This is a genomic window from Mesorhizobium sp. WSM1293 (assembly GCF_000513875.1).
Lineage (GTDB): Bacteria > Pseudomonadota > Alphaproteobacteria > Rhizobiales > Rhizobiaceae > Mesorhizobium > Mesorhizobium ciceri.
In genome coordinates, this window is the sequence record NZ_KI911320.1 from 269,161 (window position 1) to 291,981 (window position 22,821).

Sequence of the window (22,821 nt, forward strand, 5' to 3'; positions counted from 1 at the left end):
ACGGACCGGTCGCCACGTCGTTGGGGCATATCCGGGAGAGAAAGCGACTGCCCGACAACGTTCTGGTCAATCGAGATGGAAGACCTCTTCCATGGCCGCCCACCATTCGCCGTCGGCGCGCGTCGGCAGCGGCGTCTGCATGGGGTCGCACCGTTCCCACCATTTGCGCATGGCCGGCGACTCGCTCATCCGCGCTGCATCCTTGGCGAAGTCGCTGCCGTGATACTCCCAGCAGGCGAACAGAAGGTTCTCCGGTTCGCGCAGGAAGATCGAATAGTTGCGGATGTTGGCGCGGCTGATGACGTCGAGCACTTCGGGCCAGACGGCGGCGTGGACGCGCTTATAGTCCGCGATCGCCTCGGCTTTCACGCCGATACAAAGTCCCATTCTTTGCATGCTGGTTGCTCGCGGGGCTTCAGCCGAGAAGGTCGGCGGCGACTTCGAGCGTGTTGCGGAACGACGTCTCGAGATGATGTTCCATGGCCCGTGCCGCACCCTCGGCGTCGTGGCGCTTCAGCGCGTCGAAAATGGCCTCGTGCTGCTCGATCGTCTGTTCGCCATAACCCGGTCTTGGGATAGCGAGATAGCGCCCGCGATCCGTCTGTGCCTTCGAGATGTCGACGGCTCTCCAGATCATCGGCAGGCCGCAGATCTCGGCTATGGTGCGGTGGAAGACATCGTCGAGTTGTATCGCGGTGGCATATCTGCCGCGAGATATGGCAAGCCGGTGCGCCGCCATGTTGTCTTCCAGCAATTCGCTGGCTGCCGCCGTGAACTTGGCGGCCGCGCGTCGGGCGCTTTCCATCTCCAGTGCCCGCCGGATGACATAGGCTTCTTCCAGGTCGGCCCGGCTGATCGGAGCAACATAGGTGCCGGTCTGCGCCAGGATCTTGACCAGGCCCTCGTCGCTGATGCGCTTGACCGCTTCGCGAACGGGGGTGCGAGACACCCCCAGGGCCTCCGCGATGGCGACCTCGTTGATGACCTCTCCCGGCTTCAGCTGCCCGACGACGATCAGGTTGCGGATCTTGTGGTAGATCTGATCGCGGAGCGGAAGAGCCCGATTGAGCGTCGAAGGATCCAGGTCCATTGCAAATCCGTGTCTTCGTTCACCAGAAATGGCCAGATAGTACTAGAATGTCAATTGGAACGCATCCAATACAAGCGTGGGGGTCGGTGACGCACGACGTCATGACGACCCGCCGGAATCCAGCTTGCCAGAACTGTTATATTAGTGCAATAGTGAGGATGAACGATGGAAAATTCAGTCCGGGACTGAGGCCTGGATCTTCAACAGCGCAGGCCATTCAAGCTTGTTCGAAGAAGCCCGAACTGCGTTTGCACCGCTATTATACTAACATATCTAAGGCCGATGTAGCGCACCGGCCGGCCGCCAGGAGGAACCTAGCCAGATATGACCGTCGCCGCCGATTGCGCCTTGGATATGCGAGGCATCAGCAAGAACTTTCCAGGCGTGAAGGCTCTGTCCAACGTCAATTTTGCCGTGAAATTCGGCACCGTTCATGCGGTCGTGGGTGAGAACGGCGCCGGCAAATCGACGCTCATGAAGATCCTCAACGGATCCTACGCGCCCACCAGCGGCACGATCAAAGTCGGTGACGCCGAGGTGCGCATGCGCCGGCCCGCCGACGCCCAGGCGCTCGGCATCCGCATGGTGCACCAGGAAATCAATCTGGTCCCCGACCTGACCGTCGCCGAGAACGTCTATCTCGGCCGCATGCCCGGCAAATGGACCTTTCTGTGCAAGCGCGAGATGGTCAGGGCGGCGGCTGCCGTCCTCGACGAGCTCGGAGCGGCCATTAATCCGCGTGAACGGCTCGGCAACCTTTCTATCAGCCAGCAGCAGCTCGTCGAGATCGCCAAGGCCTATGCGGCGCAGCCGAGGATCATCGTGCTGGACGAGCCGACATCCAGCCTCAGCGAGCATGAGACGGCGGCGCTGTTCCGGATCCTGCGCAAGATGCGCGATGACGGCATCGCCATCGTCTACATCAGCCATCGGCTGAAGGAGGTGCTCGAAATCGCCGATGAGGTGACGGTGCTGCGCGATGGCTCAATGATCGAGACGCGTCCGATCAAGGGCATAAAGGCTGCCGATATGATCAGGCTGATGGTCGGTCGCGAAGTTAGCAATGTCTTCCCGAAAAGTCCGGCCGCGATCGGCAAGTCCGTGTTGCGCGTGGAGCATATCAGCGACGGACAGCGCTTCCGCGATGTCAGCTTCGAAGTGCGCGCCGGCGAGATACTGGGCTTGACCGGCTTGGTGGGCGCTGGCCGCACCGAGGTTGCCCGCGCAATCTTCGGCCTGTCGCGGCTTGTCGAGGGCACGGTCAGCGTCAACGGACGCGAGGTCTCGATCAACTCGCCATCCCAGGCGGTCAGGGCAGGCATTGCCTATGTTCCGGAAGATCGCAAGGGCGATGGCGTCGTGCCTGGAATGTCGGTCCGGGAAAACATCAGCCTGCCCATCCTGCGCCGCCTGACCCGTTTCGGGCGCATCAGCCGCAGCGCCGATCGCGCGCTTGCCCGGGATTCGGTCAAGCAGTTTTCGATTTCACCGCCCGACGGCGAACGGCGCATCAGCCTTCTGTCGGGCGGCAACCAGCAGAAGGCGGTCATCGCCAAATGGCTTGCCGCCAAACCTTCGGCCTTGATCCTCGACGAGCCGACGCGGGGCGTCGACGTCGGCGCCAAGGCCGAGATCCACCACATCATCGGCCAACTCGTCGCCGGCGGCATGGCGGTCGTGATGATCTCGTCGGAACTGCCCGAAATCCTCGGAGTCTGCGACCGCGTGGTGGTGATGCGCGATGGCTATGCCTCCGAGCCTCTCTTGCGCAGCGAATTGAGCGAGGAGCGCATCATGGCGCTGGCCACCGGGGAGGAGATGGCTTGAGCGAAGCGGCCATGGAGATCGGTGGCGTGAACCGCAACGACCGCTTTACGCGTGGCAGCAGGCTTGTCGATGTCCTGTCGAAGGCGGGGCTCGCCTTCGCCATCGTCGCCGTGATGCTCTACGGCTCCCTCGTCAGCCCCGCCTTCTTCACGTCAGGCAATTTGCTCAACGTCCTGACTTCGATGTCCATCGTCGGCATCGTCGTCGTCGGCATGACCTTCGTGCTCGTGGTCGGCGGCCTGGCCGACCTGTCGGTACCGGCCACCATCGCCTGCGGCGCCATCCTGTCGCTCGGGCTGCAGCCGATGATCGGGCCGCTGCCGGCGTTCCTGCTGGCGGTGGGTCTCGCGGGCCTCATAGGCCTGCTCAACGGGGGCCTGGTCGGATATGTCGGCATCAATCCCATCATTGCCACGCTCGGCGTTGGCACGATCGGACTGGGCATCGTCCAGGCGGCTGTCGGCGGGGTCATCGTCTATGGCAGCAATCCCGCCTCAGCCGAATTCGCCAAGGGCCGGCTGTTCGGCATTCCGGTCGTGGTGTTGATCTTCCTGGTCATCGCCCTTGTCGGCCATTTCGTCCTGTCCCGCTCCTTCTGGGGTAGATGGACGCTCGCCACCGGCGGCAATTACAGCGCCGCCGAGGCTAGTGCGGTTCCGGTGCGGGCCGTGAAGGCTGGCGCCTTCGTGATCACCGCACTGGCTTCCGGCATCAGCGGCGGCCTGCTCGGACTGACGCTGCAGAGCGCGCGGCCGCTCATCGGCGGCGGCTACGAATTCAGCGCCATCACGGCGGTGGTGGTCGGCGGCGTGTCGATCGTCGGCGGCTTCGGATCGGTGCCGCGGGCCATTGCCGGCCTCATCTTCGTGCAACTGCTGACCAACGTCATGGTGCTCGACGGTGTGCGCACGCCAATCCAGGGTTTCGTGCTCGGCATCCTGATCGTCGGTGCCGTCGGCATGGATGCGGCGCTGCGCAAGCGGGGCGTGGCGTGATGCGTTTTCTTTCGCTTGTCTCGCAGCATCGCGTCGTCATCATTCTCGGCCTGACGCTCGTCATTTCCGCGCTGTTGGTCCCCGGCTACCTCTCGGCATCGACGCTCGGCCTCGGTCTCGACCGGGCGGCGACGATCGGCCTGATCGCGGTCGGCCTGACGGTGCTTTTGATATCGGGCCAGATCGACCTCTCCGGTGGCGCCGTGTTTGCCCTGGCCGGCATCGTATCGGTCATCCTGCAGCGAGAGATCGGCATCCTGCCTGCCGCGATCGTCGGCATCCTGGTCGGTACCCTGGCAGGCGCCATCAACGGCATGCTGGTCGTCGGCCTGAAGGTGAATTCGCTCGTGCTGACGCTCGCGACGATGCTGATCTTCCGCTCACTCGCGCACTGGATCACCAACAGCCAGCCGGTGACCGGAACCGACATCATGCTCTCCCTGGCGCTGGCCAAGATCTATCTCGATGTCTTCACCCTCCGCAGCGTGCTGTTCATCGCCCTGATCGTGCTGCTGCATTTCTGGCTGACGCGCACCATACCTGGGCGCAACGTCTTTGCGGTGGGGTCCAACCCGGCGGCTGCCAAGGAAAGCGGTATCGCCTCGGACCGTATCGTCTTTCTCGGCTTTGTCTTTGCCGGCACGCTTGCCGGCCTGGCGGGGGTTCTCCAGAGCCTCGTCACCAACACCGGCTCGCCTGTCTTCGGCTCGGAACTGACGGTCGCCGTCATTGCCGCGGTCGTTGTCGGCGGGACTCGTCTCGAAGGCGGCAAGGGATCCGCGCTCGGCACGCTCGGCGGCGTGCTGACGATCGGCTCGCTGACCATCGCGATGGAGTTCCAGTCCGTTCCCGCATACGTCCAGCAGGTCGTGTCCGGGCTTATCCTGATCCTGCTCGTCGTGCTCGATCGGGCCGTTACCACCAAGGGGAGGGCTTCGGGCACGCGTCCGGCGCTCGTTCGCGACAATCCAATCACTCAAGGAGGAACCACATGATTGGGAGGAAACACATGATTGGCAAGAAAAGCATGCTTCACGTCGCCGCCATGGCGGCTGTGCTGGCATCGACGGGCTGGGCCAGCGCCAAGACGGTCTGCTACGTGACGGCAGCGGATTCGCATGCCTACGCGACGCCGGCCAACAAGGCGCTTCAGGCGCGCGCTGCGGAACTCGGCATCGAGATCCTGAGCCTCAGCCAGGATTTTGATGTCCAGAAAGGCACCGAGCAGCTCAACACCTGCGTTGCGCGCAAGGTCGATGGCATCATCCTGTGGCCGCTCGACCCGCAGGCATACATACCGGGGCTGGCGCGCGCGCAGCAGGCGAACATTCCGGCGATCCTCATCAATTCGCCGATGAGCGACGATGCCAAGCCGTTCATCAAGTCGTTCACCGGGCCTGATGTCTACGAGGAAGGCAAGCTGGCGGCGGACTCGCTGAGCAAGGCGCTGGGCGGCAAGGGCTCCGTCGTCATTATCGCCGGCCAGGCCGGCAACGGCACCACGATCGGCCGCGTCAGCGGCTTCACCGACCGTCTCAAGGAAACCAATGCCGAGATCAAGGTGCTCGACACGGTCAACGCCGACTTCGACCAGCAAAAGGCGCTGGTGGTGAGCCGCGATCTGATCACACGCTTCGGCGACCAGATCAGCGGTGTCTACGCCAATGACGACACGATGGCCCGCGGCTTCATCGACGCATGGAAAGAGGCGAACCCCTCCAAGGCCGCACCGCCGATCGTCGGCATCAATGGCCAGAAGGATGCGTTCGAATCGATCCGCACCAATGAGATGTACTCGACCATCGTCCAGTCGCCCGTCGAGGATGGCCGCCTGGCGATCAACACGATGGCCGAGATCATCGAGGGCAAGGAGGTCAAGGACCGGCTGCCGATCCCGCTGACCGTCGTCACCAAGGACAACGTCAACGCGGTCGAACCAGCGTTCTGATGCAGGAAGGCCGGCCCGCTGCACTCGGGTCGGCCTCGCCGCCGATTTCTTGGGGAGAGAAATTCTAATAGCGGCAACGGAATTGGAATAAACTAACTCTACAGAGTTTGTGGAATAAGCAATCTGCACTGGCGATCTGGTTTCCACCCGGACAGGACCACGCCATGCCTACCTTTTTGCGCTCGCCGTCAACCAAAGCAGGCATCTCCGGCCGCCTCCGTCAGGCGACGGGAGACAGGCCGTGAGCAAGCACATTCCCGACCGTATCAAGGTGCTCTGGTTTCTGCCGACGCATGGCGACAGCCGCTATCTCGGCACGGCCGAGGGCGGCAGATCGGTCGATCTGCCCTATCTGACGCAAGTGGCGAAGGCGGCCGACACGCTCGGCTACTATGGCGTGCTGTTGCCGACCGGCCGCTCGTGCGAGGATTCCTGGGTGATCGCATCGGCTCTTGTGCCGATGACCGAACGCTTGCGTTTCCTTGTCGCCGTGCGGCCCGGTTTGCAGTCGCCGACGCTGGCCGCGCGCATGACTGCGACGCTGGACCGCATCTCCAATGGCCGCCTGCTGATCAACGTCGTCACCGGCGGCGATCCGCTGGAGAACAAGGGCGACGGCATTTTCCTGTCGCATGCCGAACGCTATGAGGTGACGCAGGAGTTCCTGCGCATATACAAGCGGGTGCTGAGCGGCGAGACGGTCGAGCATGACGGCAAGCATTTCCACATCGAGGACGGAAGGCTGCTGTTTCCGCCGGTGCAGACGCCTTACCCGCCGCTGTATTTCGGCGGTTCGTCCGATGCCGGGTCGACGGTGGCGGCGCAGGAGATCGACAAATATTTGACCTGGGGCGAGCCGCCTGCCGATGTCGGGCGCAAGCTGGACGGCGTGCGTGAACTGGCGCAGAAGGCCGGCCGCAAGCTCTCCTTCGGCATTAGGCTGCATGTCATCGCCCGCGAAACCACCGAGGAGGCCTGGGCCGCTGCCGACAGGCTGATCAGCCGCCTCGACGACGCGACGATTGCCTCGGCCCAAAAAGTCTTTGCGCGCATGGATTCGGTCGGGCAGGCGCGGATGAGCGCATTGCATGGCGGCGATCGTGCCAAGCTCGAGATCGCGCCCAATTTGTGGGCCGGCGTCGGCCTGGTGCGCGGCGGTGCCGGTACTGCCCTTGTCGGCGACCCCGACACGATCGCCGAGCGTATCGACGAGTACCGGCGCCTCGGCATCGATACCTTTATCCTGTCCGGCTATCCGCATCTGGAAGAAGCCTATCGCTTCGGCGAACTGGTGCTGCCGAAACTGCCGACCGACCATCCGGTCAAAGCCGCTGGCTCGTCCGTCAACACCGGTCCGTTCGGCGAGACCATCGCCGGCGACCACCGGCCGAAATCGCTCGCCAGCGCCTCGTGAACGCGCTCCCTCCGGCCCGCCGGTTGCGCGTCGCCATCCTTGGCGGCGGCTTTTCCGGCGCGGCGGTGGCCTGGCATCTGGCGCGGGCACCTCAATCGGAGTGCCTGTCGATTTCCGTCATCGAGCCGCGACCAGCGCTCGGCGGCGGCCTGGCCTATTCCAGCGAGGAACCGTCGCACCGGGTCAATGTCCCCGCAGTCAGGATGAGCATGGCTCCCGATGATCCGCAGCATTTTGCACGCTGGTTGGCTGGCAGCGGAGAACTCGAACACGACCCGGATGCCATCTGGAAGAACGGCGACGCTTTTCCGCGCCGTCGCGTGTTCGGCCGCTACGTCGCCGAGCATCTGGCGCCGTATCTCGGTTCCGGCCTTGTCCATCATGTCGAAGGTTCCGCCACACGCGTGACACGCGATGCCAGTGGCGCGGGCTGGACCGTGCACACCTCTGCCGGACCGGTCGTCGCCGATATCCTCGTCCTGGCAGCGACGCATCCGCGGCCCGGAATTCCCGACGCGCTGGCCTCGCTGACGGAAGCGCCAGATTTCGTCGCCGATCCGTACGCTTCCGCCGCGCTTTCAGGGATCGGGCCGGAGGCGTCGGTGCTGATCGTCGGCTCCGGGTTGACCTCGGCCGACATGGTCGCCGAACTCGACCGCCGTGGCCATCGCGGCCGTATCCTCGCGCTGTCGCGCCGCGGCCTGCGCTCGCGCGGCCACCCGGATATCAGGGGCGAGCCTTTTGGCGACTTTGCATCCGCGCCGGCCACGACGGCGCTCGGCCTGCTCAAGACCATTCGCGCGATGCTGGCGGCCGCGCGCGCCGCCAATGTCAACTGGCAGTCGGTCTTCGATCAGCTGCGCCTCCAGGGGCCGATGCTGTGGGCCGCACTTGCGCCGCCGGAGCGGGCAAGGCTGGTGCGCCAGCTGCGCGTGTTCTGGGACGTGCATCGCTTCAGGATCGCGCCGCAGGTCGCCGCCGTGCTCGACCGGCGTCATGCCGCCGGTACAGTCGACACCATTGCCGCCAGGCTTGTCGCGTCGAACGACGAGGACGGCAGTCTGGCTGTCAGCTTTCAACGGCGCGGGCAGACCCGGATCGAGACGATGCGCTTCGCTGCCGTCATCAACACCACCGGTCCGGCCCATGGGCAGGCGCTGCAGCTGAACCCGGCGCTAAGCTCGCTGGCGGAAGCCGGCTTGATCAGGACGGACCAATATGGGCTTGGCATCGAGACAGGTCTCGACAGCCGCGCGATCGGCCGGGACGGCGCGGCGGTCGCGACACTCCTGGTCGCCGGCCCGCTGGCACGAGGGACTTTCGGCGAGCTCATGGGTCTGCCGGAAGTCGCCCGCCATGCCCAGGCGGTCGCGGTTGAAATTGCCAAGCTGCTGGCAACGCTGCCGTCAGCGCAGGCCATCGGCCCCAATGCCACGCACCGTCCACACGTGGGCTGACACCTGCGGGCCGGGTTCGGCAGCGAAAATTGGTATTTCCGTCCCAAGAGCGCCCCAAAAACGGAAAATCCTTCTTTGTATATATATTCTATAAACATAATAAATATCGGAGCCGGCGCGACCGGAGCGATCAACGACACGGACTGAATGGGAGACAGTTCATGGCACATGCAGAAGCCGATCCGATCAAATTCGCCTATTGGGTGCCGAATGTTTCGGGCGGCCTGGTGATTTCCAACATCGAGCAGCGCACCAACCATTCTGCCGAGTACAATCGCAAGCTGGCGCAGATCGCCGAGAAGGCCGGCTTCGATTACGCGCTCAGCCAGATACGTTTCACCGCCGGCTACGGCGCCGACGAACAGCATGAATCGGTGGCGTTCAGCCATGATCTGCTGGCGGCGACCACGACGCTCAAGGTCATCGCGGCGATCCTGCCAGGACCATGGAACCCGGCGCTGGCGGCCAAGCAGATCGCCACCATCAGCTACCTGACCAACGGCCGCGTCGCGATCAACCTTGTCTCCGGCTGGTTCCGCGGCGAGTTCCATGCCATCGGCGAGCATTGGCTCGACCATGACGAGCGCTACCGCCGCTCGGAGGAATTCATCCGTGCGCTGCGCGGAATATGGACTGAAGACAGCTTCACCTTCCGTGGCGATTTCTACCGCTTCAATGAGTATTCGCTGAAGCCGAAACCGCCGCAAGTACCCGAAATCTTCCAAGGCGGCTCGTCGCGCGCCGCGCGCGACATGGCATCGCGCGTCTCGGACTGGTACTTCACCAACGGCAACACGCCGGCCGAGATCGCCAAGCAGGTCGATGATATCAGGGTCAAGGCGAAGGCCAATAACCATTCCGTCAAAGTTGGCGTCAACGCCTTCGCGGTCGTTCGCGAGACCGAGGACGAGGCCAGGGCGGTGCTCGCCGAAATCATCGCCGAGGCCAATCCCGACGCGGTCAATGCTTTTGGCCATGAGGTCAAGAATGCCGGCAAGGCCTCGCCGGAAGGTGAGGGCAATTGGGCGAAATCATCCTTCGACGATCTGGTCCAGTACAATGACGGCTTCCGCTCGAACCTGATCGGCACCCCCAGGCAGGTCGCTCAACGCGTCGTCGACCTGAAGCGCGCGGGTGCGGATCTCATCCTGCTCGGTTTCCTGCACTTCCAGGAAGAGGTCGAGTATTTCGGCAAGCATGTCATCCCGCTCGTTCGCGAACTGGAAGACGCCGAGGCGGCGGCGTCGCTGGCGGCGGAATAGTCACCCCATAGGCACGCCGGACACGCGCCGGCCTGCACACATGGAGCTTGCCCGGCGCGCTGATCCGTCGGGCGGCAACAGGATTTTGCGCGCCTAATCGAGGACGATTGGAATGCCGTTGCCCAGTTATACGCTCGGAGTGATGGAGGCTTCCGCCTATGCACCGGAGGTCTTTGCGCGCGGCCTGCCGTCAGGCCCACGGCCGGAGCAGTCGTTCGAAGATGTCGCCAAGCCGGCAGGGGCCGTTGCCGGCGATGCCTCAGCATTGCTTTCGCTTCAGGGCATCAGCCTGTCCTTTGGCGGCGTCGTGGCACTGGCCGATATCGACCTATCGGTCCGCCAAGGCGAGATCCGTGCCATCATCGGCCCGAACGGCGCCGGCAAGAGTTCGCTGATCAACGTCATCAGCGGCGTCTACCGGCCGGATCGCGGCCATGTCCGGCTCGACGGTACCTCCTATGCCCAGGTCCCGACGCAGCGGCTGGCCCATCTCGGCGTCGCCAGAACCTTCCAGAATCTCGCACTGTTCAAGGGCCTAAGCGTCCTCGACAATGTCGCCTCTGGCCTTGCCTACAAGGTTCGCTCCAACTTTGCCGGCCAGGTGCTCGGCATCGGCCGCTCGCGTGGCGAGCAGCGCGATTCACGCAGCCGTGCCGAACAGATCCTTGAATTCCTCCATCTCACCGCCATTCGCGACCGTCTTGTCGGCACCTTGCCTTACGGCCTGCAGAAGCGTGTCGAACTGGCCCGCGCGCTGGTGGCCGAGCCGCGCCTGCTTTTGCTGGACGAGCCGATGGCCGGCATGACAGCGAGCGAAAAGAGCGAGATGGCGTCTTTCGTCCGTGCCGCGCGCGATCGTTTCGCCACCACCGCGGTGTTGATCGAGCACGATGTCGGCGTCGTCATGGGTCTCTCCGATCGCATCGCCGTTCTCGACTACGGCCGCAAGATCGCCGACGCCACGCCCGATGAAGTCAGGAACGACCAACGCGTCATCGATGCCTATCTCGGCGTCGCCTCGGACAATGAGGACGGGGCAGGCATATGATCGCCGATTTCGACTACCAATTCTTCATCGAAGTGCTCGTCGGCGGCCTGCTCTCAGGCGTCATGTATTCGCTTGTCGCGATCGGCTTCGTGCTCATCTACAAGACCTCGGGCGTGCTCAATTTCGCGCAAGGCGCGATGCTGCTGTTTGCGGCACTCACCTTCGTCAGCCTCGTCGAGCGCGGTATTCCGTTCGCGCTGGCGCTGGCGGTCACCTTCGCCATCATGGTTGCGATGGGTGTCGCCATCGAGCGCACGGTGCTGCGGCCACTGACCAACAAGCCGCCGGTCACACTGTTCATGGCGACGCTCGGCCTGTCCTACATCATCGAGGGCGCCGCCCAGCTGATCTGGGGCACGCAGGTCCATGGCCTCGATCTCGGCATCGAGGACGTGCCGCTGGAAATCGGCGGCGTGCTGATCAGCCAGTTCGACATTTTTGCCGCGGTGGTTGCCGCCGGCATGGTCCTCCTGCTGTCGCTGTTCTTCCGCTACACCCGCATCGGCCTCTCCTTCCGCGCCGTTGCCGACGACCAGTTCGCGGCCCTCGCGGTCGGCCTCAGGCTGCCCTTGATCTGGGCCACCGTGTGGGCTGCCGCCGGCCTTGTCGCCCTGGTGGCGGGACTGCTCTGGGGCGCACGCCTTGGCGTGCAGTTCTCGCTGTCGCTGGTGGTGCTGAAGGCGCTGCCGGTGCTGGTGCTCGGCGGCTTCGATTCCATCCTCGGCGCCATCGTCGGCGGGCTTCTGATCGGCGCCAGTGAGAAGCTCGCCGAGGTCTATATCGGCGATTATTTCGGCGGCGGCATCGAGAGCTGGTTTGCCTATGTCGTCGCGCTCGTCTTCCTGCTGATCCGCCCTTCCGGCCTGTTCGGCCAGAAGCTCGTTGAGAGGATCTGAACGATGACCGCGATAACAAGCGATTTCGTCGCCGCGCCGGTGCTGCCGAAATGGGTCGTACCGGTCCTGCTGCTCGCCTTCGCCTATGGTGTCGTGCCGCTGATCGGCTCAAGTTATCTGTTCGAGGCCATCCTGCTGCCGTTCCTGGCGCTCAGCCTCGCCGGCGTGGGCTTGAACATTCTCACCGGCTATGCCGGCCAGGTCTCGCTGGGCAGTGCCGCCTTCATGGCGGCGGGCGCCTTCGCCGCCTATAATTTCAACCTGCGCGTCGAGGGCCTGCCGCTGATCGGCAGCATCTTCCTGGCCGGCATCGTCGCCGCCGCGATCGGCATCGTCTTTGGCCTGCCCAGCCTGCGGCTGAGGGGTTTTTATCTCGCAGTATCGACGCTCGCCGCGCAGTTCTTCGTGCAATGGGCGCTGACCAAGTTCAGCTGGTTCTCCAACAACTCGGCGTCAGGCGTCATCGACGCGCCGAGACTGTCGATCTCAGGTTTCGCGCTCGACGGCGCCATCGGTCGCTATCTCTTCGCGCTGACAATCGTCACCGTCCTGACCTTCCTTGCCTATAGGCTGGTCTCGTCGCAGACCGGTCGCAACTTCATCGCCATCCGCGACAATGAAACCGCCGCCCGCATCATCGGCATCCCGGTGCTGAAGACCAAGCTGCTGGCCTTCGCCATCTCGTCCTTCATCATCGGCGTCGCAGGCGTCATCTGGGCCTTCGCCTATCTGAGGACCGTCGAGCCGGACGGCTTCGATCTCGATCGGTCGTTCCAAATCCTGTTCATCATCATCGTCGGCGGGCTGGCTTCGATCCGCGGCGCGTTTTTCGGCGCCGCCCTCATCGTGGTTTTCCCGCTCGCTCTGTCGCGCCTCGGCGGCTTCCTGCTCGGCGATCTCTTCGATTCGGGCGTGCTCGACATGAGCCAGCGCATCGTTCTGGGCGCGCTCATCATCCTGTTTCTGATCCTTGAACCCGACGGGCTGGTGGCGCTGTGGGACAGGGTCCGAAGACGGCTCCTGTTCGCCTGGCAGTCGACTTGAGCTGATGCATCCGAAAATGAACAAGGGGCCGAACAAGACGGCCCATACCGGGAGTACCTCGACCATGACTTTCCTCAGCACAATCAAGGCGGCGGCGTTGTCCGCGGCGATGATCGTGTCGGTGGCCTTGCCCGCCGCGCACGCCGACGAACAATATTTTCCGCTGCAGAGCTATCGCGTCGGGCCTTACGCGGCCGGCGGCACCGGCTTCTTCGGCGGCTTCATCGACTATCTCAACCTCATCAACATCCGTGACGGCGGCGTCAACGGCGTCAAGCTGACCTGGGACGAATGCGAGACCCAGTACGAGGTCGAGCGCGGCGTCGAATGCTATGAGCGGCAGAAGAGCCATGCCGGCGCCGCCGCCTGGAACCCGCTCTCGGTCGGCATCGCCTATGCCATGATCGACCGCATCACCGCCGACAAGGTGCCGCTGATCACCGTCAACCACGGCCGCACCGATTCCACCGACGGGCGTGTCTTCCCCTACGTCTTCCCGCTGCTGCTCAATCCCTACAGCGAGACATCAGGCATCGTGAACTACATCGCCTCCAAGGAAGGCGGCATCGACAAGCTGAAGGGCAAGAAGATCGTCGTGCTCTATCACGGCTCGCCCTACGGCAAGGAGACCATCCCGATCTATGAGCTGCTGGCGCAGAAATACGGCTTCACCGTGCAGCAGATCGAGGTGCCGCATCCCGGCAACGAGCAGCAGTCGCAGTGGCTGACCATCCGCCGCGCCAAGCCGGATTTCGTCGTCCTGCGCGGCTGGGGTGTGATGAATCCGGTGGCGCTGAAGACGGCGGTCAAGGTCGGCTATCCCGTCGATCACATCGTCGGCAATGTCTGGTCGAATTCTGAAGAGGATGTCATCCCTGCCGGCGACGCCGCCAAGGGTTACACCGCCATCACCACGCAGGCTTCCGGCAACTCCTACCCGGTGGTTCAGGAGATCGTGAAGACGGTCTACGGCGCCGGCAAGGGTAACCTTGAAGACAAGGCGCGCATCGGCTCGGTCTACCACAATCTCGGCATCGTCAACGGCATCCTCAATGTCGAGGCGATCCGGGTCGCGCAGGAGAAGTTCGGCCACCGCACGCTGACCGGCGACGAGGTCCGCTGGGGCTTCGAGCATCTCAAGCTTGATCCGGCCAAGGTCGAGGCGCTCGGCGCCAAGGACCTGTTCCACTCGATCAATGTCAGCTGGGACAATCATGAAGGCGAAGGCTACGTGACCTTCCAGCAGTGGGACGGCAAGAAGTGGAACGTCGTCTCCGACTGGATCGCGCCGGACTGGGCGCTTCTGCGGCCAATCATCGAGAAGTCCGCCGAGGCCTACGCCGCCGAGAAGGGCATCAAGCTACGCACCTCCGACGATGCCAATGCTGTGACCACCAACTGATCAGTCAGTGCCGGGCGTCGCGGACCAAGTTTCCGTGGCGCCCGACCTGTTCGGTTTTCGAACCGCGAAAGAACAGCCTATGCCGAACGATGACGTCATTCTTGCTGTGGACACGGTCCATGCCACCTACAACCACGCCATCACGGCGCTGCATGGTGTCAGTTTCGAGCTCAGGCGCGGCCAGATACTGGCATTGCTCGGTGCCAATGGCGCTGGCAAGACCACGACGCTGAAGGCCGTCTCCAACCTGCTGCCGGCCGAACGCGGCCAGGTCAATGCCGGCACCATCCGCTATGAGGGCTCTGATGTCTCGCGCCGCAAACCGGGTGATCTGGTGCGCGCCGGGCTGGTTCAGGTGCTGGAAGGCCGCCACTGCTTCAAAAGCCTCACCGTCGAGGAGAATCTGATCGCCGGCGGCATCGGCCGCAGCGGCAGCCGCGCCGAGATCAACGGGGATCTCGAACGGATCTACGGCTATTTCCCGAGGCTTCGGGAAAAACGCCGGACATTGTCCGGCCTGACCTCCGGCGGCGAACAGCAGATGACCGCCATCGGCAGGGCGCTGATGTCGCGGCCGCGGCTGCTCGTCCTGGACGAACCGTCGATGGGGCTCGCGCCAATCATCGTCCAGGACATCTTCCAGAGCTTGAAAAAACTCAACCGCGAGACTGGCCTATCCATCCTGGTCGCCGAGCAGAACTCCGCAGTGGCGCTGCGATATGCCGACCATGCCACGGTGCTGGAGAACGGCGTTTCCGTTCTCGCCGGCGCGGCCCCCGAGCTTCGCCAGCGCGAGGACATCAGGGCCTTCTATCTCGGTCAATCGAACCCCGGGCAACAGGCGTCACCCGCCACCAAGCCCGCCCATCTCCACGCCGTTGCCTGAATCGAAATCCCAAGGAGCAGTGAAATGACCGTTTCGACCGTCAAGACCGACAAGGCTTCCGCCGCCGTGCCGCCAGTCGCAAGGCCGACCGCCCCGGCGCACATCATCAAGGACGACGCCGAGGCGATTGCGGTTGCCCATGCGCTCGCCGCCGAATTCGTCAAGGACTCCTCCCGGCGCGACCGTGAACGGATCTGGCCGGTCGCCGAACTCGATGCCTTTTCGCAAAGCGGCCTGTGGTCGATCAATGTACCCAAGGCATTCGGTGGGCCGGAGGTGTCCTATGCGACGCTGGCGAAGGTGATCGAGATCATCTCGGCGGCGGATTCCTCGATCGGCCAGGTTGCGCAGAACCATCTCGGCGTCGTCGCTGCCATCCGCACCGTCTCCGACGCGGACCAGCAGAAGCTGCTGTTCGCCGAAGCGCTGAAGGGCACCCGGTTCGGCAACGCCTTTTCCGAGTTCGGCTCCAAGCGCGCCGCCGATTTTGAGACCCGCTTCACCGATGCCGGCGATCATGTGGTCGTCAACGGCCGGAAATTCTATTCGTCCGGCGCGCTGCTCGCCCATCTGGTGCCGATCGTGGCGCTCGATGACGAGGGCCGCGCCTGGTATGCGATCGCCGACCGCGGCGCACCCGGCCTGACCGTCATCGACGACTGGTCGAGCTTCGGCCAGCGCACGACCCTGTCTGGCACCGTCATCATCGACAACGTCAAGGTGCCGAAGACGCATCTGGTACCCGGCTACAAGGGCTACGACAAACCGACCGCCGACGGCGCCATCTTCCAGATCATCCAGGTGGCCGTGGACACCGGCATCGCCCAGGCGGCGATCGACGAGACGGTCGATTTCGTCAGGACCAAAAGCCGCGCCTGGATCGACAGCGGCGTCGACAACGCCTGGGACGATCCCTACACCATTCAGGCCATCGGCGACCTGACGCTGCGCCTGAACGCGGCGCAGGCGCTGCTCGAAAAGGCCGGTCATGCAATCGACCGGGCAGTGGCCGAGCCGACAGCCGAGACGGTGGCGCACGCCCAGATCGTCACTGCTGAAGCCAAGATCTTGTCGACAGAGATCGCCATCGCCGCCACCAACAAGCTGTTCGAACTGGCAGGGACCCGCTCAACCCTGGCCGAGCACAATCTCGACCGGCATTGGCGCAACGCGCGCACGCACACGCTGCACGATCCGGTGCGCTGGAAATACTCGATCCTCGGCAAATATTTCCTCAACGGCGAAAATCCGCCGCTGCACGCCTGGAGCTGATTTTCCACCGGCGGGCTGGCGGCCCGCCACGTCAAACCTTCGACCATCCAAGAGGCCCACTGCCATGTCAAACCCAACAGTCGTCGGCTTTTCCGGCAACATCACCAGGCCGTCAAAGACGCGCGCCTTCGTCGATCTGGTCGCCAGGGACATCGCCGCCAGCCACGGCCTATCGGCGAGCACCTATGATATCGAGGATCTCGGGCCGTCGCTGGGAACGGCGAAATGGGCCCGCGATCTCGACGGCCAGGCGCACGCGATCCTGGAACAAATCCTCGCCGCCGACGTGCTTGTCGTGGGCTCGCCGACCTACAAGGGCAGCTATACCGGCCTGTTCAAGCATTTCTTCGACCTGATCGATCCGGCGGCATTGCGGGGAAAGCCCATCGTGCTGACGGCGACCGGCGGTGGCGAGCGCCATGCCTTGATCGTCGAGCATCAGCTGCGGCCGCTGTTCGGCTTCTTCGAGGCCTTTGCGCTGCCCACCGCCGTCTACGCCACCGACAAGGATTTCACCGACGGCGTGCTGCGCTCCGAGGCGATCCTTAAGCGTGCGGCGCAGGCGGTCGACGAGGTCGGCTTTGTGCTGGCCAATCGTTCGGCAGGCCGGATCGCCGCTGAATAGCCTGTCGTCAGCCAGATTGAACTGAACGAAATCCGTGAGGGCAGCGCCCCCGCTTACGCGCAATTTACGACCGACCGCTAAAACCGTTCCTGTCTGATTCGTCTGGGACAGGAACGTCATGAGCAAAGCCCTCACATCCTTCGCATTGGTCGCCGTGCTGACCGCCTTGCTCATGGCGTTGAGCCTGGCTGTCGCCAGGCACGGCTATCCCTATGGCGCGATCGGCGTCAGGCGCCTTGACGGCATTGCCGACGCCGGCGTGTTCATCCCGATTGCCGCCGTCTATTTCTTCAGCGCGATGCTGATGATGATCCTGCCGATAAGGGCGGCCGGTATCGTCCTGACCCATGCCGCCGATGCCCTTTTCTGGACCGTGATCGCACTGTTTGCGACCATCGTCGGCTGTCTGGTCGCCAGATGGGCGTTCGGGCAGGGCAGCGCCGTGTGGACATTGCTGAACTGGCGGTTCCTGTTTGCCGCGGCGATCGTCGGTTGTCACTTTGTCATGAACGAGCTGCGCCGCAACGTGCTGCTGCGCAGCCTGTTCTTCGTCGTCTTTGCCGCCGCGACGCTGGCCTGCCTGTTCTGGTCGTTCACACTCTGACCAGCCGTAACCGGCTACTTCGCTGATCCTGCGGCGATGTTGCCGGCGGCAATTTCCATCCATGTCCAGAGATAGGCGGCAAGACCGCGATCGACGTGGATGCGCAGCTTGGCGTCATGGCGATAGACGACGGCGCTGATGTCGGCGAAGGACAGCGCTGCACTGGCGCTCGCTTGGCTGGGATCGAGCGTCGTTCCACGCGCGATGAAAGCGTCGAGCGCCGTGCCCTCGGCCTCGAACATTTGCAACCCGGCGCTGATCGCCGTCACCGCGAACCCGTCTGCATGCCAGCCCGTCGCGATGGCGAGGACGCTGTTCGAGACGACGAGCAACCGGTCGCGCGCCAGCCGCGCCGCATAGCGGTCACCTTGTGCGGTGCCAAAGGCTCCGACTCCGTTCCCGTCGGCGCTCGAAGCCCGCGCCCACGCGTCGAGGTCGCCGCTGACCAGCAATTGGTTGAGGCCGCAGACCGCGCGTACCACAAGGCCGGGCACCTTGATCACCGCCGATTGCCAGTCCGGTGCAACGGACCATTTTTCCGCGAGATCACGCATGCAGCCGGTCTCCTGCCGGGTCGAAGGCGCAAGGGGCGGTAATCGTCGCCTTGCTGATCTTGCCGAGATGCTGGATGTCGATCGTCTCGCCGTGCCGCGTCGCGCCGCGCTCTATCAACCCAAGCGCAACCGGGCGGCCAAGCGTCGGGCTCTGGTAGCTCGAGGTGACAAAGCCCTGGCTGCGCAATCTGCCGTCGATCCGTTTGATGCCATGCGCGCCGGTCGGCAGCGGTGCTTCGCCTTGCGGCACCGCCAGCCCGACAAGCTGCATGCGATTGTCACGTGACGCCTCATCGGTGAACAATGAGCGTCGGCCGACGAACTCGGTCTTGCGTTTGGCCCGCGGACCGTGGACGCCGAGATCATGCGGCAATGTGGTGCCGTCGGTGTCCTTGCCGATGATGATAAAACCCTTTTCGGCACGCAGGATCATCAGCGCCTCCAGGCCGATGACGACGGCGTCGAGCGCCTGGCCGGCCTGGCGCAGATGCGCCCATAGCGGCTCGGCGTGATCGGCCCGGATCGAAATCTCGTAGCTCCTGTCGCCGGTGAAGCTAACGCGGGCGATGCGGACTTCGTCGCCGGCATAAGTGCCATGACCGATCGCCATATGCGGCAGGTCGGCATCGTCGAGCGAGAGGCCAAGATGCAGCTTTTCCAGCAGCTTGCGGGCATTTGGCCCCGAAACGGTCAGTGTCGCCATGTCCGGTGTGGCGTTGTGGATGTAAACGGCGCCGCGGCCAAAACGGTCCTGGCGCCATTCCTCCAGCCGCGCATGGACGGCGGCGACATGCGAGGACGAGCACGACACGACGAAGCGATGCTCGTCCAGCCGCACCAGCACGCCGTCGTCGAAGACCACGCCGTTCTCAGACAGCATGAAGCCATAGCGGCAGCGGCCCGGTTTCAATGTTGACATGGTGTTGTAGTAGAGGAAATCGACGAACGCCGCCGCCTGCGGCCCGATCACCTCGATCTTGCCGAGCGTCGAACCATCGAACAGCGCGACCGACTGGCGCGCACGTCGCGCCTCGTCCGCGATCGAACGTTCCGCGTCCGCGTTGCCGCCATAGTGGGCAGGCCGCAGCCAGCCGCCATATTCCTGGAAGACAGCGCCGCTGGCGCGATGGACGTTTTCGAGCGGCAGCCGCCGTACCGGCGCCATCAATTCACCGACGCGCGCGCTGGCAAAGCTTGCCAGCGGCACCGGCGTGAACGGCGGCCGGTAGGTGGTGGTGCCGACCTCCGGCACCGTGCGGCCGGTAATCCCTGCCATCAGCGCCAGGCCGGGCACGTTGGAGGTCTTGCCCTGGTCGGTCGCCATGCCGAGCGTGGTGTAGCGCTTCAGATGTTCGACCGAGACGAAGTTTTCGCGTGCGGCCAGCTCGACGTCCTTCACCGTCACGTCGTTCTGATAGTCGATCCAGATGCGGCCTTTCGAGCCCGGCATCGGCCAGGCCGGGAGAATGCCGTCCGTCGCCTCCGGCCCGGTGCTGCGTGGTGTTGCCGCGTTTTCCTTGCCGGCGAATGCCTTTTCCACGCCGGCAAACACCTCCGACAAGGAGACCGCGCCGGCTGCGGCGCCGACCACGGCGATACCGCCGACCGGTTCGCCCGGCAGGAAGGCCGCGCGCGCATCGCTCCAGGCGAGCTTGCCCTTGGCCTGGCCGAAGAGATGAATGGTCGGCGTCCAGCCGCCCGAGACCACAACGCAATCGGCATCGAACCTCGTGCCGTCGTCGAGCGTCACCCCGTCGACGCGCAGCTTGCCGCTGGCGGATGCGAGAGAACGCCCCTTGATCAGCCGGACATTGGCCGCCGCCGCAGGCGTGCCGTCACGCCGGATATCGACAAGCCTGACTTCGGCGCCGACCTCGGCGAGCGCCCCCGCCACCTCATAGGCGCTGTCATTGTTGGTGGCGACGATGATGCGGCGGCCGACCAGCACAGCGTGGCGCCGGAGATAGGCGAACGCCGCATCCGCCGACATGATGCCCGGCAGATCGTTGTTGGCGAAAGGCAGCGGTCGCTCTATGGCGCCGGTCGCCAGCACGATCTGGCGCGGCCTGACGCGCCACAGCGTATCCGGCCGGCCGTCGAGATGACGCTGGTTCAGCCCGACCAGATTGTGGTCGTAAATGCCGAAGGCGGTGGTCGAAGGCAGGATGAGGTGACCGCCAGCGGCAAGCTCGGCAATCGTCTCCTTGACCCATACGGCCGCCGGCTTGCCGTCGATCTCCGCGGCACGATGGCCGAGCGATCCGCCGGGGCTCTGCTGGTCGTCGACCAGTGTGACGGTCAGGCCAGCACCGGACGCCAGTCTTGCCGCCGCCAGCCCTGCCGGCCCCGCGCCCACCACCAGCACGTCGCAATGATGGTTGATCTGGTCGGCCATGCCGGGCGAGGTCCAGTCAGCATCGACTGTGCCCAGCCCCGCCATGGCGCGGATGCGCGGCTCGAACCTGTGCCAGTCCGGCCACATGAAGGTCTTGTAGTAGAACGCGGCCGGGATGAAGCGCGCAAAACGGTCCAGGAAGGCGTTGCGGTCGGCCAGTGCGCTGGGCGCGGCGTTGACGCTTTTCGCCACCAGTCCGTCCCGCGCCGGCTCGGTCGTGGCGCGGGTGTTCGGCGTTGCCCGCGTGCCGCCGATATCGACCAGCGCATTTGGCTCCTCGACGCCGGCGCCCCATATGCCGCGCGGCCGGTGGTATTTGAAGCTGCGGCCGACGACCGCGACGTCACCCGCCAGCAGCGCCGAGGCGATGGTGTCGCCGGCAAAGCCTTGCACGATGGTTCCGTCGAAGCTGAAGCGGATCGGGCGCGAGCGGTCGATGGCGCTGCCGCCGGTGGCAAGACGTGAGGCGGTCACGCGACGTGCTCCCCGCCGAGTGCGGCCGAGGACAGCACCTTGTGGGTGACGGTGTCGCGCTCCATGACGAAGAACTCGCCGCAGTTCATGTGAACCCAGATCTCGCGCGCCGCTCCTTTCGGATTGGTGCGCAGATAGAGATAGTTTGCCCAGCGATCGATCTGCACGTCGGCGCCATCCGGCCTGATGTTGCCGGCATCGCCGCCATAGTGGAATTCGGTTTCGTCGCGCGGACCACAGAATGGGCAAGGAAAGAGCTGCATAGGATCCTCAATCTTCGTCTTTATGCATGTCGTTCTCCCAAAACCGCTGCGCACTTTTGGGCGACATGCATCAGTGCGCGATGCCGGAGCCGGCCGCTTCGTCGATCAGCCGCCCGCTGGCGAAGCGATCAAGGTCGAATGGACGGCTGATGTGGTTGTGTTCGCCAGTCGCCAGCAGGTTCGCCAGCAGCGTGCCGCCTGCGGGAATGGCCTTGAAGCCGCCCGTGCCCCAGCCGCAATTGAGGAACAGGCCGGGCAGCGGCGAGGGGCCGATGATCGGCGAGGAATCCGGCACGACATCGACGATCCCAGCCCATTGCCGCATCAGCTTGAGCTGGCCGAAGATCGGGAACATCTCCAAAAGGCCGGCAATCACCCCCTCCAGCGTCGGCAGATTGCCGCGCTGCGCGTAGGAGGGGATGCGGTCGAGCCCGCCGCCGATGACGATCTCGCCCTTGTCCGACTGGCTGACATAGACGCCGCAGCCGGGCGACAGCACCACCGTGTCGAGGATCGGCTTGACCGGCTCGGAAACGCAGGCCTGCAGCGCATAGGAATTGATCGGCAGGCGGAAGCCGGCCTTGGCCGCCAGCACCGAAGAATGCCCGGCCACCGCCATGCCGATACGCTCGGCACGGATCGCGCCACGCGAGGTCTGGACGCCACGGCAGCGGCCGCCCTCGATGATGAAATCGGTGATCTCGCAGTTCTGGATGATGTCGACGCCGAGTCGGCTTGCGGCCCGCGCATAGCCCCAGGCGACCGCATCATGGCGTGCCGTTCCGGCCCTGCCTTGCCAGATACCGCCGAACACCGGGAAGCGTGCGTCCGGTGAAAAATTGTAGATCGGCGCCACCCGGCGCACATCGTCAGGCGAAAACAGCTCCGCATCGATGCCGTTGATCTGCATGGCGTTGACGGTGCGGGCGCCGATCTCCATCTCGCCGGTCGAGTGGCAGAGATTGACCATGCCGCGTTGCGACAGCATGACGTTGTAGTTGAGCTCTTTCGACAATCCCTCATAGAGCCGGTGCGCCAGCCCGTAGAGCTCGACGCTCTCCGGATAATAGTAGTTGGAGCGCACCACGGTGGTGTTGCGGCCGGTGTTGCCGCCGCCGATCCAGCCTTTTTCCAGCACCGCTACCCTGGTGATGTTGTGATTCTTGGCCAGGTAATAGGCCGTTGCCAGCCCATGGCCGCCGCCACCGATGACGATCGCATCATAGGACAGTTTCGGCTCGGGCGAGCGCCACGCCGGTTGCCAGCCGGTTTGGCCGGCCAGGCCCTCCTTGAACAGCGAAAAGGCGGAATAGCGTGTGGTCATGACGTGCCGGACAGGCCTGATTTTCGGAAAGAAACGTGGAT

General features: G+C 64.3%; 21 protein-coding genes. 15 read left to right on the forward strand and 6 right to left on the reverse strand.

The genetic code is table 11. The features are described from left to right. Positions 1–66: 66 nt before the first annotated feature. The gene (locus M729_RS0133935; RefSeq protein ID WP_027164227.1) at positions 67–396 is read right to left on the reverse strand and encodes an L-rhamnose mutarotase; all 330 of its coding nucleotides are present in this window, start codon (positions 394–396) and stop codon (positions 67–69) included. 19 nt (positions 397–415) lie between these two features. Then, positions 416–1,090, reverse strand: a complete 675-nt coding sequence (locus M729_RS0133940; protein WP_027164228.1) for a GntR family transcriptional regulator — start codon at positions 1,088–1,090, stop codon at positions 416–418. A gap of 324 nt (positions 1,091–1,414) precedes the next feature. Between M729_RS0133940 and M729_RS0133945 the strand changes: the two genes are divergently transcribed. From M729_RS0133945 to M729_RS0134015, 15 genes are all read left to right on the forward strand, one after another. Continuing rightward, on the forward strand, positions 1,415–2,917 hold the full coding sequence (locus tag M729_RS0133945) for a sugar ABC transporter ATP-binding protein (RefSeq protein ID WP_027164229.1): 1,503 nt from the start codon (positions 1,415–1,417) through the stop codon (positions 2,915–2,917). Continuing rightward, complete coding sequence (locus tag M729_RS0133950) at positions 2,914–3,912, forward strand: ABC transporter permease (RefSeq protein ID WP_244506882.1); 999 nt, start codon at positions 2,914–2,916, stop codon at positions 3,910–3,912. The genes M729_RS0133945 and M729_RS0133950 overlap by 4 nt, the downstream gene beginning before the upstream one ends. Beyond that, entirely contained in the window at positions 3,912–4,907 is a 996-nt protein-coding gene (locus tag M729_RS01000000136400) for an ABC transporter permease (RefSeq protein ID WP_013528164.1), read from the forward strand. The genes M729_RS0133950 and M729_RS01000000136400 overlap by 1 nt, the downstream gene beginning before the upstream one ends. A gap of 14 nt (positions 4,908–4,921) precedes the next feature. Further along, positions 4,922–5,860, forward strand: coding sequence for a sugar ABC transporter substrate-binding protein (locus M729_RS0133960; protein WP_027164230.1), 939 nt, complete (start codon positions 4,922–4,924; stop codon positions 5,858–5,860). Between the two features lie 241 nt (positions 5,861–6,101). Then, a complete protein-coding gene (ssuD, locus tag M729_RS0133965; RefSeq protein WP_027164231.1) occupies positions 6,102–7,274 on the forward strand; it encodes an FMNH2-dependent alkanesulfonate monooxygenase in 1,173 nt (390 codons plus the stop codon). Beyond that, a complete protein-coding gene (locus M729_RS0133970; RefSeq protein ID WP_027164232.1) occupies positions 7,271–8,731 on the forward strand; it encodes an FAD/NAD(P)-binding protein in 1,461 nt (486 codons plus the stop codon). The genes ssuD and M729_RS0133970 overlap by 4 nt, the downstream gene beginning before the upstream one ends. A 161-nt stretch (positions 8,732–8,892) precedes the next feature. Further along, entirely contained in the window at positions 8,893–9,993 is a 1,101-nt protein-coding gene (gene sfnG / locus M729_RS0133975; protein ID WP_013528160.1) for a dimethylsulfone monooxygenase SfnG, read from the forward strand. 112 nt (positions 9,994–10,105) lie between these two features. Continuing rightward, positions 10,106–11,041 (forward strand): ABC transporter ATP-binding protein, encoded by a 936-nt coding sequence (locus M729_RS0133980; RefSeq protein ID WP_024501880.1) that lies wholly within the window; start codon positions 10,106–10,108, stop codon positions 11,039–11,041. Beyond that, on the forward strand, positions 11,038–11,937 hold the full coding sequence (locus M729_RS0133985) for a branched-chain amino acid ABC transporter permease (protein WP_032809892.1): 900 nt from the start codon (positions 11,038–11,040) through the stop codon (positions 11,935–11,937). The genes M729_RS0133980 and M729_RS0133985 overlap by 4 nt, the downstream gene beginning before the upstream one ends. 3 nt (positions 11,938–11,940) lie before the next feature. Continuing rightward, positions 11,941–12,981 (forward strand): branched-chain amino acid ABC transporter permease, encoded by a 1,041-nt coding sequence (locus tag M729_RS0133990; RefSeq protein WP_027164234.1) that lies wholly within the window; start codon positions 11,941–11,943, stop codon positions 12,979–12,981. A 64-nt stretch (positions 12,982–13,045) separates the two neighbouring features. After that, positions 13,046–14,383 carry an ABC transporter substrate-binding protein gene (locus tag M729_RS0133995; RefSeq protein WP_027164235.1) on the forward strand — a complete coding sequence of 446 codons (1,338 nt, stop codon included), beginning with the start codon at positions 13,046–13,048 and terminating at the stop codon, positions 14,381–14,383. 79 nt (positions 14,384–14,462) lie between these two features. Next, positions 14,463–15,269, forward strand: a complete 807-nt coding sequence (locus tag M729_RS0134000) for an ABC transporter ATP-binding protein (protein ID WP_027164236.1) — start codon at positions 14,463–14,465, stop codon at positions 15,267–15,269. A 24-nt stretch (positions 15,270–15,293) separates the two neighbouring features. Next, on the forward strand, positions 15,294–16,541 hold the full coding sequence (locus tag M729_RS0134005) for an SfnB family sulfur acquisition oxidoreductase (protein ID WP_027164237.1): 1,248 nt from the start codon (positions 15,294–15,296) through the stop codon (positions 16,539–16,541). Positions 16,542–16,605: 64 nt separating this feature from the next. Then, entirely contained in the window at positions 16,606–17,166 is a 561-nt protein-coding gene (msuE, locus tag M729_RS0134010; protein ID WP_027164238.1) for an FMN reductase, read from the forward strand. A 118-nt stretch (positions 17,167–17,284) separates the two neighbouring features. Further along, complete coding sequence (locus M729_RS0134015; RefSeq protein ID WP_013528152.1) at positions 17,285–17,770, forward strand: hypothetical protein; 486 nt, start codon at positions 17,285–17,287, stop codon at positions 17,768–17,770. Positions 17,771–17,784: 14 nt separating this feature from the next. On the opposite strand, the gene M729_RS0134020 is transcribed toward M729_RS0134015, so the two are convergent. The 4 genes from M729_RS0134020 to M729_RS0134035 all read right to left on the reverse strand — a co-directional run bounded on the left by M729_RS0134020 (position 17,785) and on the right by M729_RS0134035 (position 22,780). Beyond that, entirely contained in the window at positions 17,785–18,324 is a 540-nt protein-coding gene (locus tag M729_RS0134020) for a hypothetical protein (RefSeq protein WP_027164239.1), read from the reverse strand. Beyond that, positions 18,317–21,193: a sarcosine oxidase subunit alpha family protein gene (locus M729_RS0134025; RefSeq protein ID WP_027164240.1), complete on the reverse strand. Its 2,877-nt coding sequence runs from the start codon at positions 21,191–21,193 to the stop codon at positions 18,317–18,319. The genes M729_RS0134020 and M729_RS0134025 overlap by 8 nt, the downstream gene beginning before the upstream one ends. Next, positions 21,190–21,456 (reverse strand): sarcosine oxidase subunit delta, encoded by a 267-nt coding sequence (locus M729_RS0134030; protein WP_027164241.1) that lies wholly within the window; start codon positions 21,454–21,456, stop codon positions 21,190–21,192. The genes M729_RS0134025 and M729_RS0134030 overlap by 4 nt, the downstream gene beginning before the upstream one ends. Positions 21,457–21,526: 70 nt before the next feature. Next, entirely contained in the window at positions 21,527–22,780 is a 1,254-nt protein-coding gene (locus M729_RS0134035) for a sarcosine oxidase subunit beta (RefSeq protein WP_027164242.1), read from the reverse strand. Between the last annotated feature and the right edge of the window lie 41 nt (positions 22,781–22,821).

Bases quoted from the DNA above. Each gene is read 5' to 3' on its own strand.
- M729_RS0134000 (WP_027164236.1), top strand. From the start codon at position 14,463: ATGCCGAACGATGACGTCATTCTTGCTGTGGACACGGTCCATGCCACC.
- M729_RS0134015 (WP_013528152.1), top strand. From the start codon at position 17,285: ATGAGCAAAGCCCTCACATCCTTCGCATTGGTCGCCGTGCTGACCGCC.
- M729_RS0133945 (WP_027164229.1), top strand. From the start codon at position 1,415: ATGACCGTCGCCGCCGATTGCGCCTTGGATATGCGAGGCATCAGCAAG.
- msuE (WP_027164238.1), top strand. From the start codon at position 16,606: ATGTCAAACCCAACAGTCGTCGGCTTTTCCGGCAACATCACCAGGCCG.
- M729_RS0133995 (WP_027164235.1), top strand. From the start codon at position 13,046: ATGACTTTCCTCAGCACAATCAAGGCGGCGGCGTTGTCCGCGGCGATG.
- M729_RS0134020 (WP_027164239.1), bottom strand. From the start codon at position 18,324: ATGCGTGATCTCGCGGAAAAATGGTCCGTTGCACCGGACTGGCAATCG.
- M729_RS0134035 (WP_027164242.1), bottom strand. From the start codon at position 22,780: ATGACCACACGCTATTCCGCCTTTTCGCTGTTCAAGGAGGGCCTGGCC.
- M729_RS0133960 (WP_027164230.1), top strand. From the start codon at position 4,922: ATGATTGGCAAGAAAAGCATGCTTCACGTCGCCGCCATGGCGGCTGTG.
- sfnG (WP_013528160.1), top strand. From the start codon at position 8,893: ATGGCACATGCAGAAGCCGATCCGATCAAATTCGCCTATTGGGTGCCG.
- M729_RS0133985 (WP_032809892.1), top strand. From the start codon at position 11,038: ATGATCGCCGATTTCGACTACCAATTCTTCATCGAAGTGCTCGTCGGC.
- M729_RS0133940 (WP_027164228.1), bottom strand. From the start codon at position 1,090: ATGGACCTGGATCCTTCGACGCTCAATCGGGCTCTTCCGCTCCGCGAT.
- M729_RS01000000136400 (WP_013528164.1), top strand. From the start codon at position 3,912: ATGCGTTTTCTTTCGCTTGTCTCGCAGCATCGCGTCGTCATCATTCTC.
- M729_RS0134030 (WP_027164241.1), bottom strand. From the start codon at position 21,456: ATGCAGCTCTTTCCTTGCCCATTCTGTGGTCCGCGCGACGAAACCGAA.
- M729_RS0133980 (WP_024501880.1), top strand. From the start codon at position 10,106: ATGCCGTTGCCCAGTTATACGCTCGGAGTGATGGAGGCTTCCGCCTAT.
- M729_RS0133935 (WP_027164227.1), bottom strand. From the start codon at position 396: ATGCAAAGAATGGGACTTTGTATCGGCGTGAAAGCCGAGGCGATCGCG.
- M729_RS0134005 (WP_027164237.1), top strand. From the start codon at position 15,294: ATGACCGTTTCGACCGTCAAGACCGACAAGGCTTCCGCCGCCGTGCCG.
- M729_RS0133990 (WP_027164234.1), top strand. From the start codon at position 11,941: ATGACCGCGATAACAAGCGATTTCGTCGCCGCGCCGGTGCTGCCGAAA.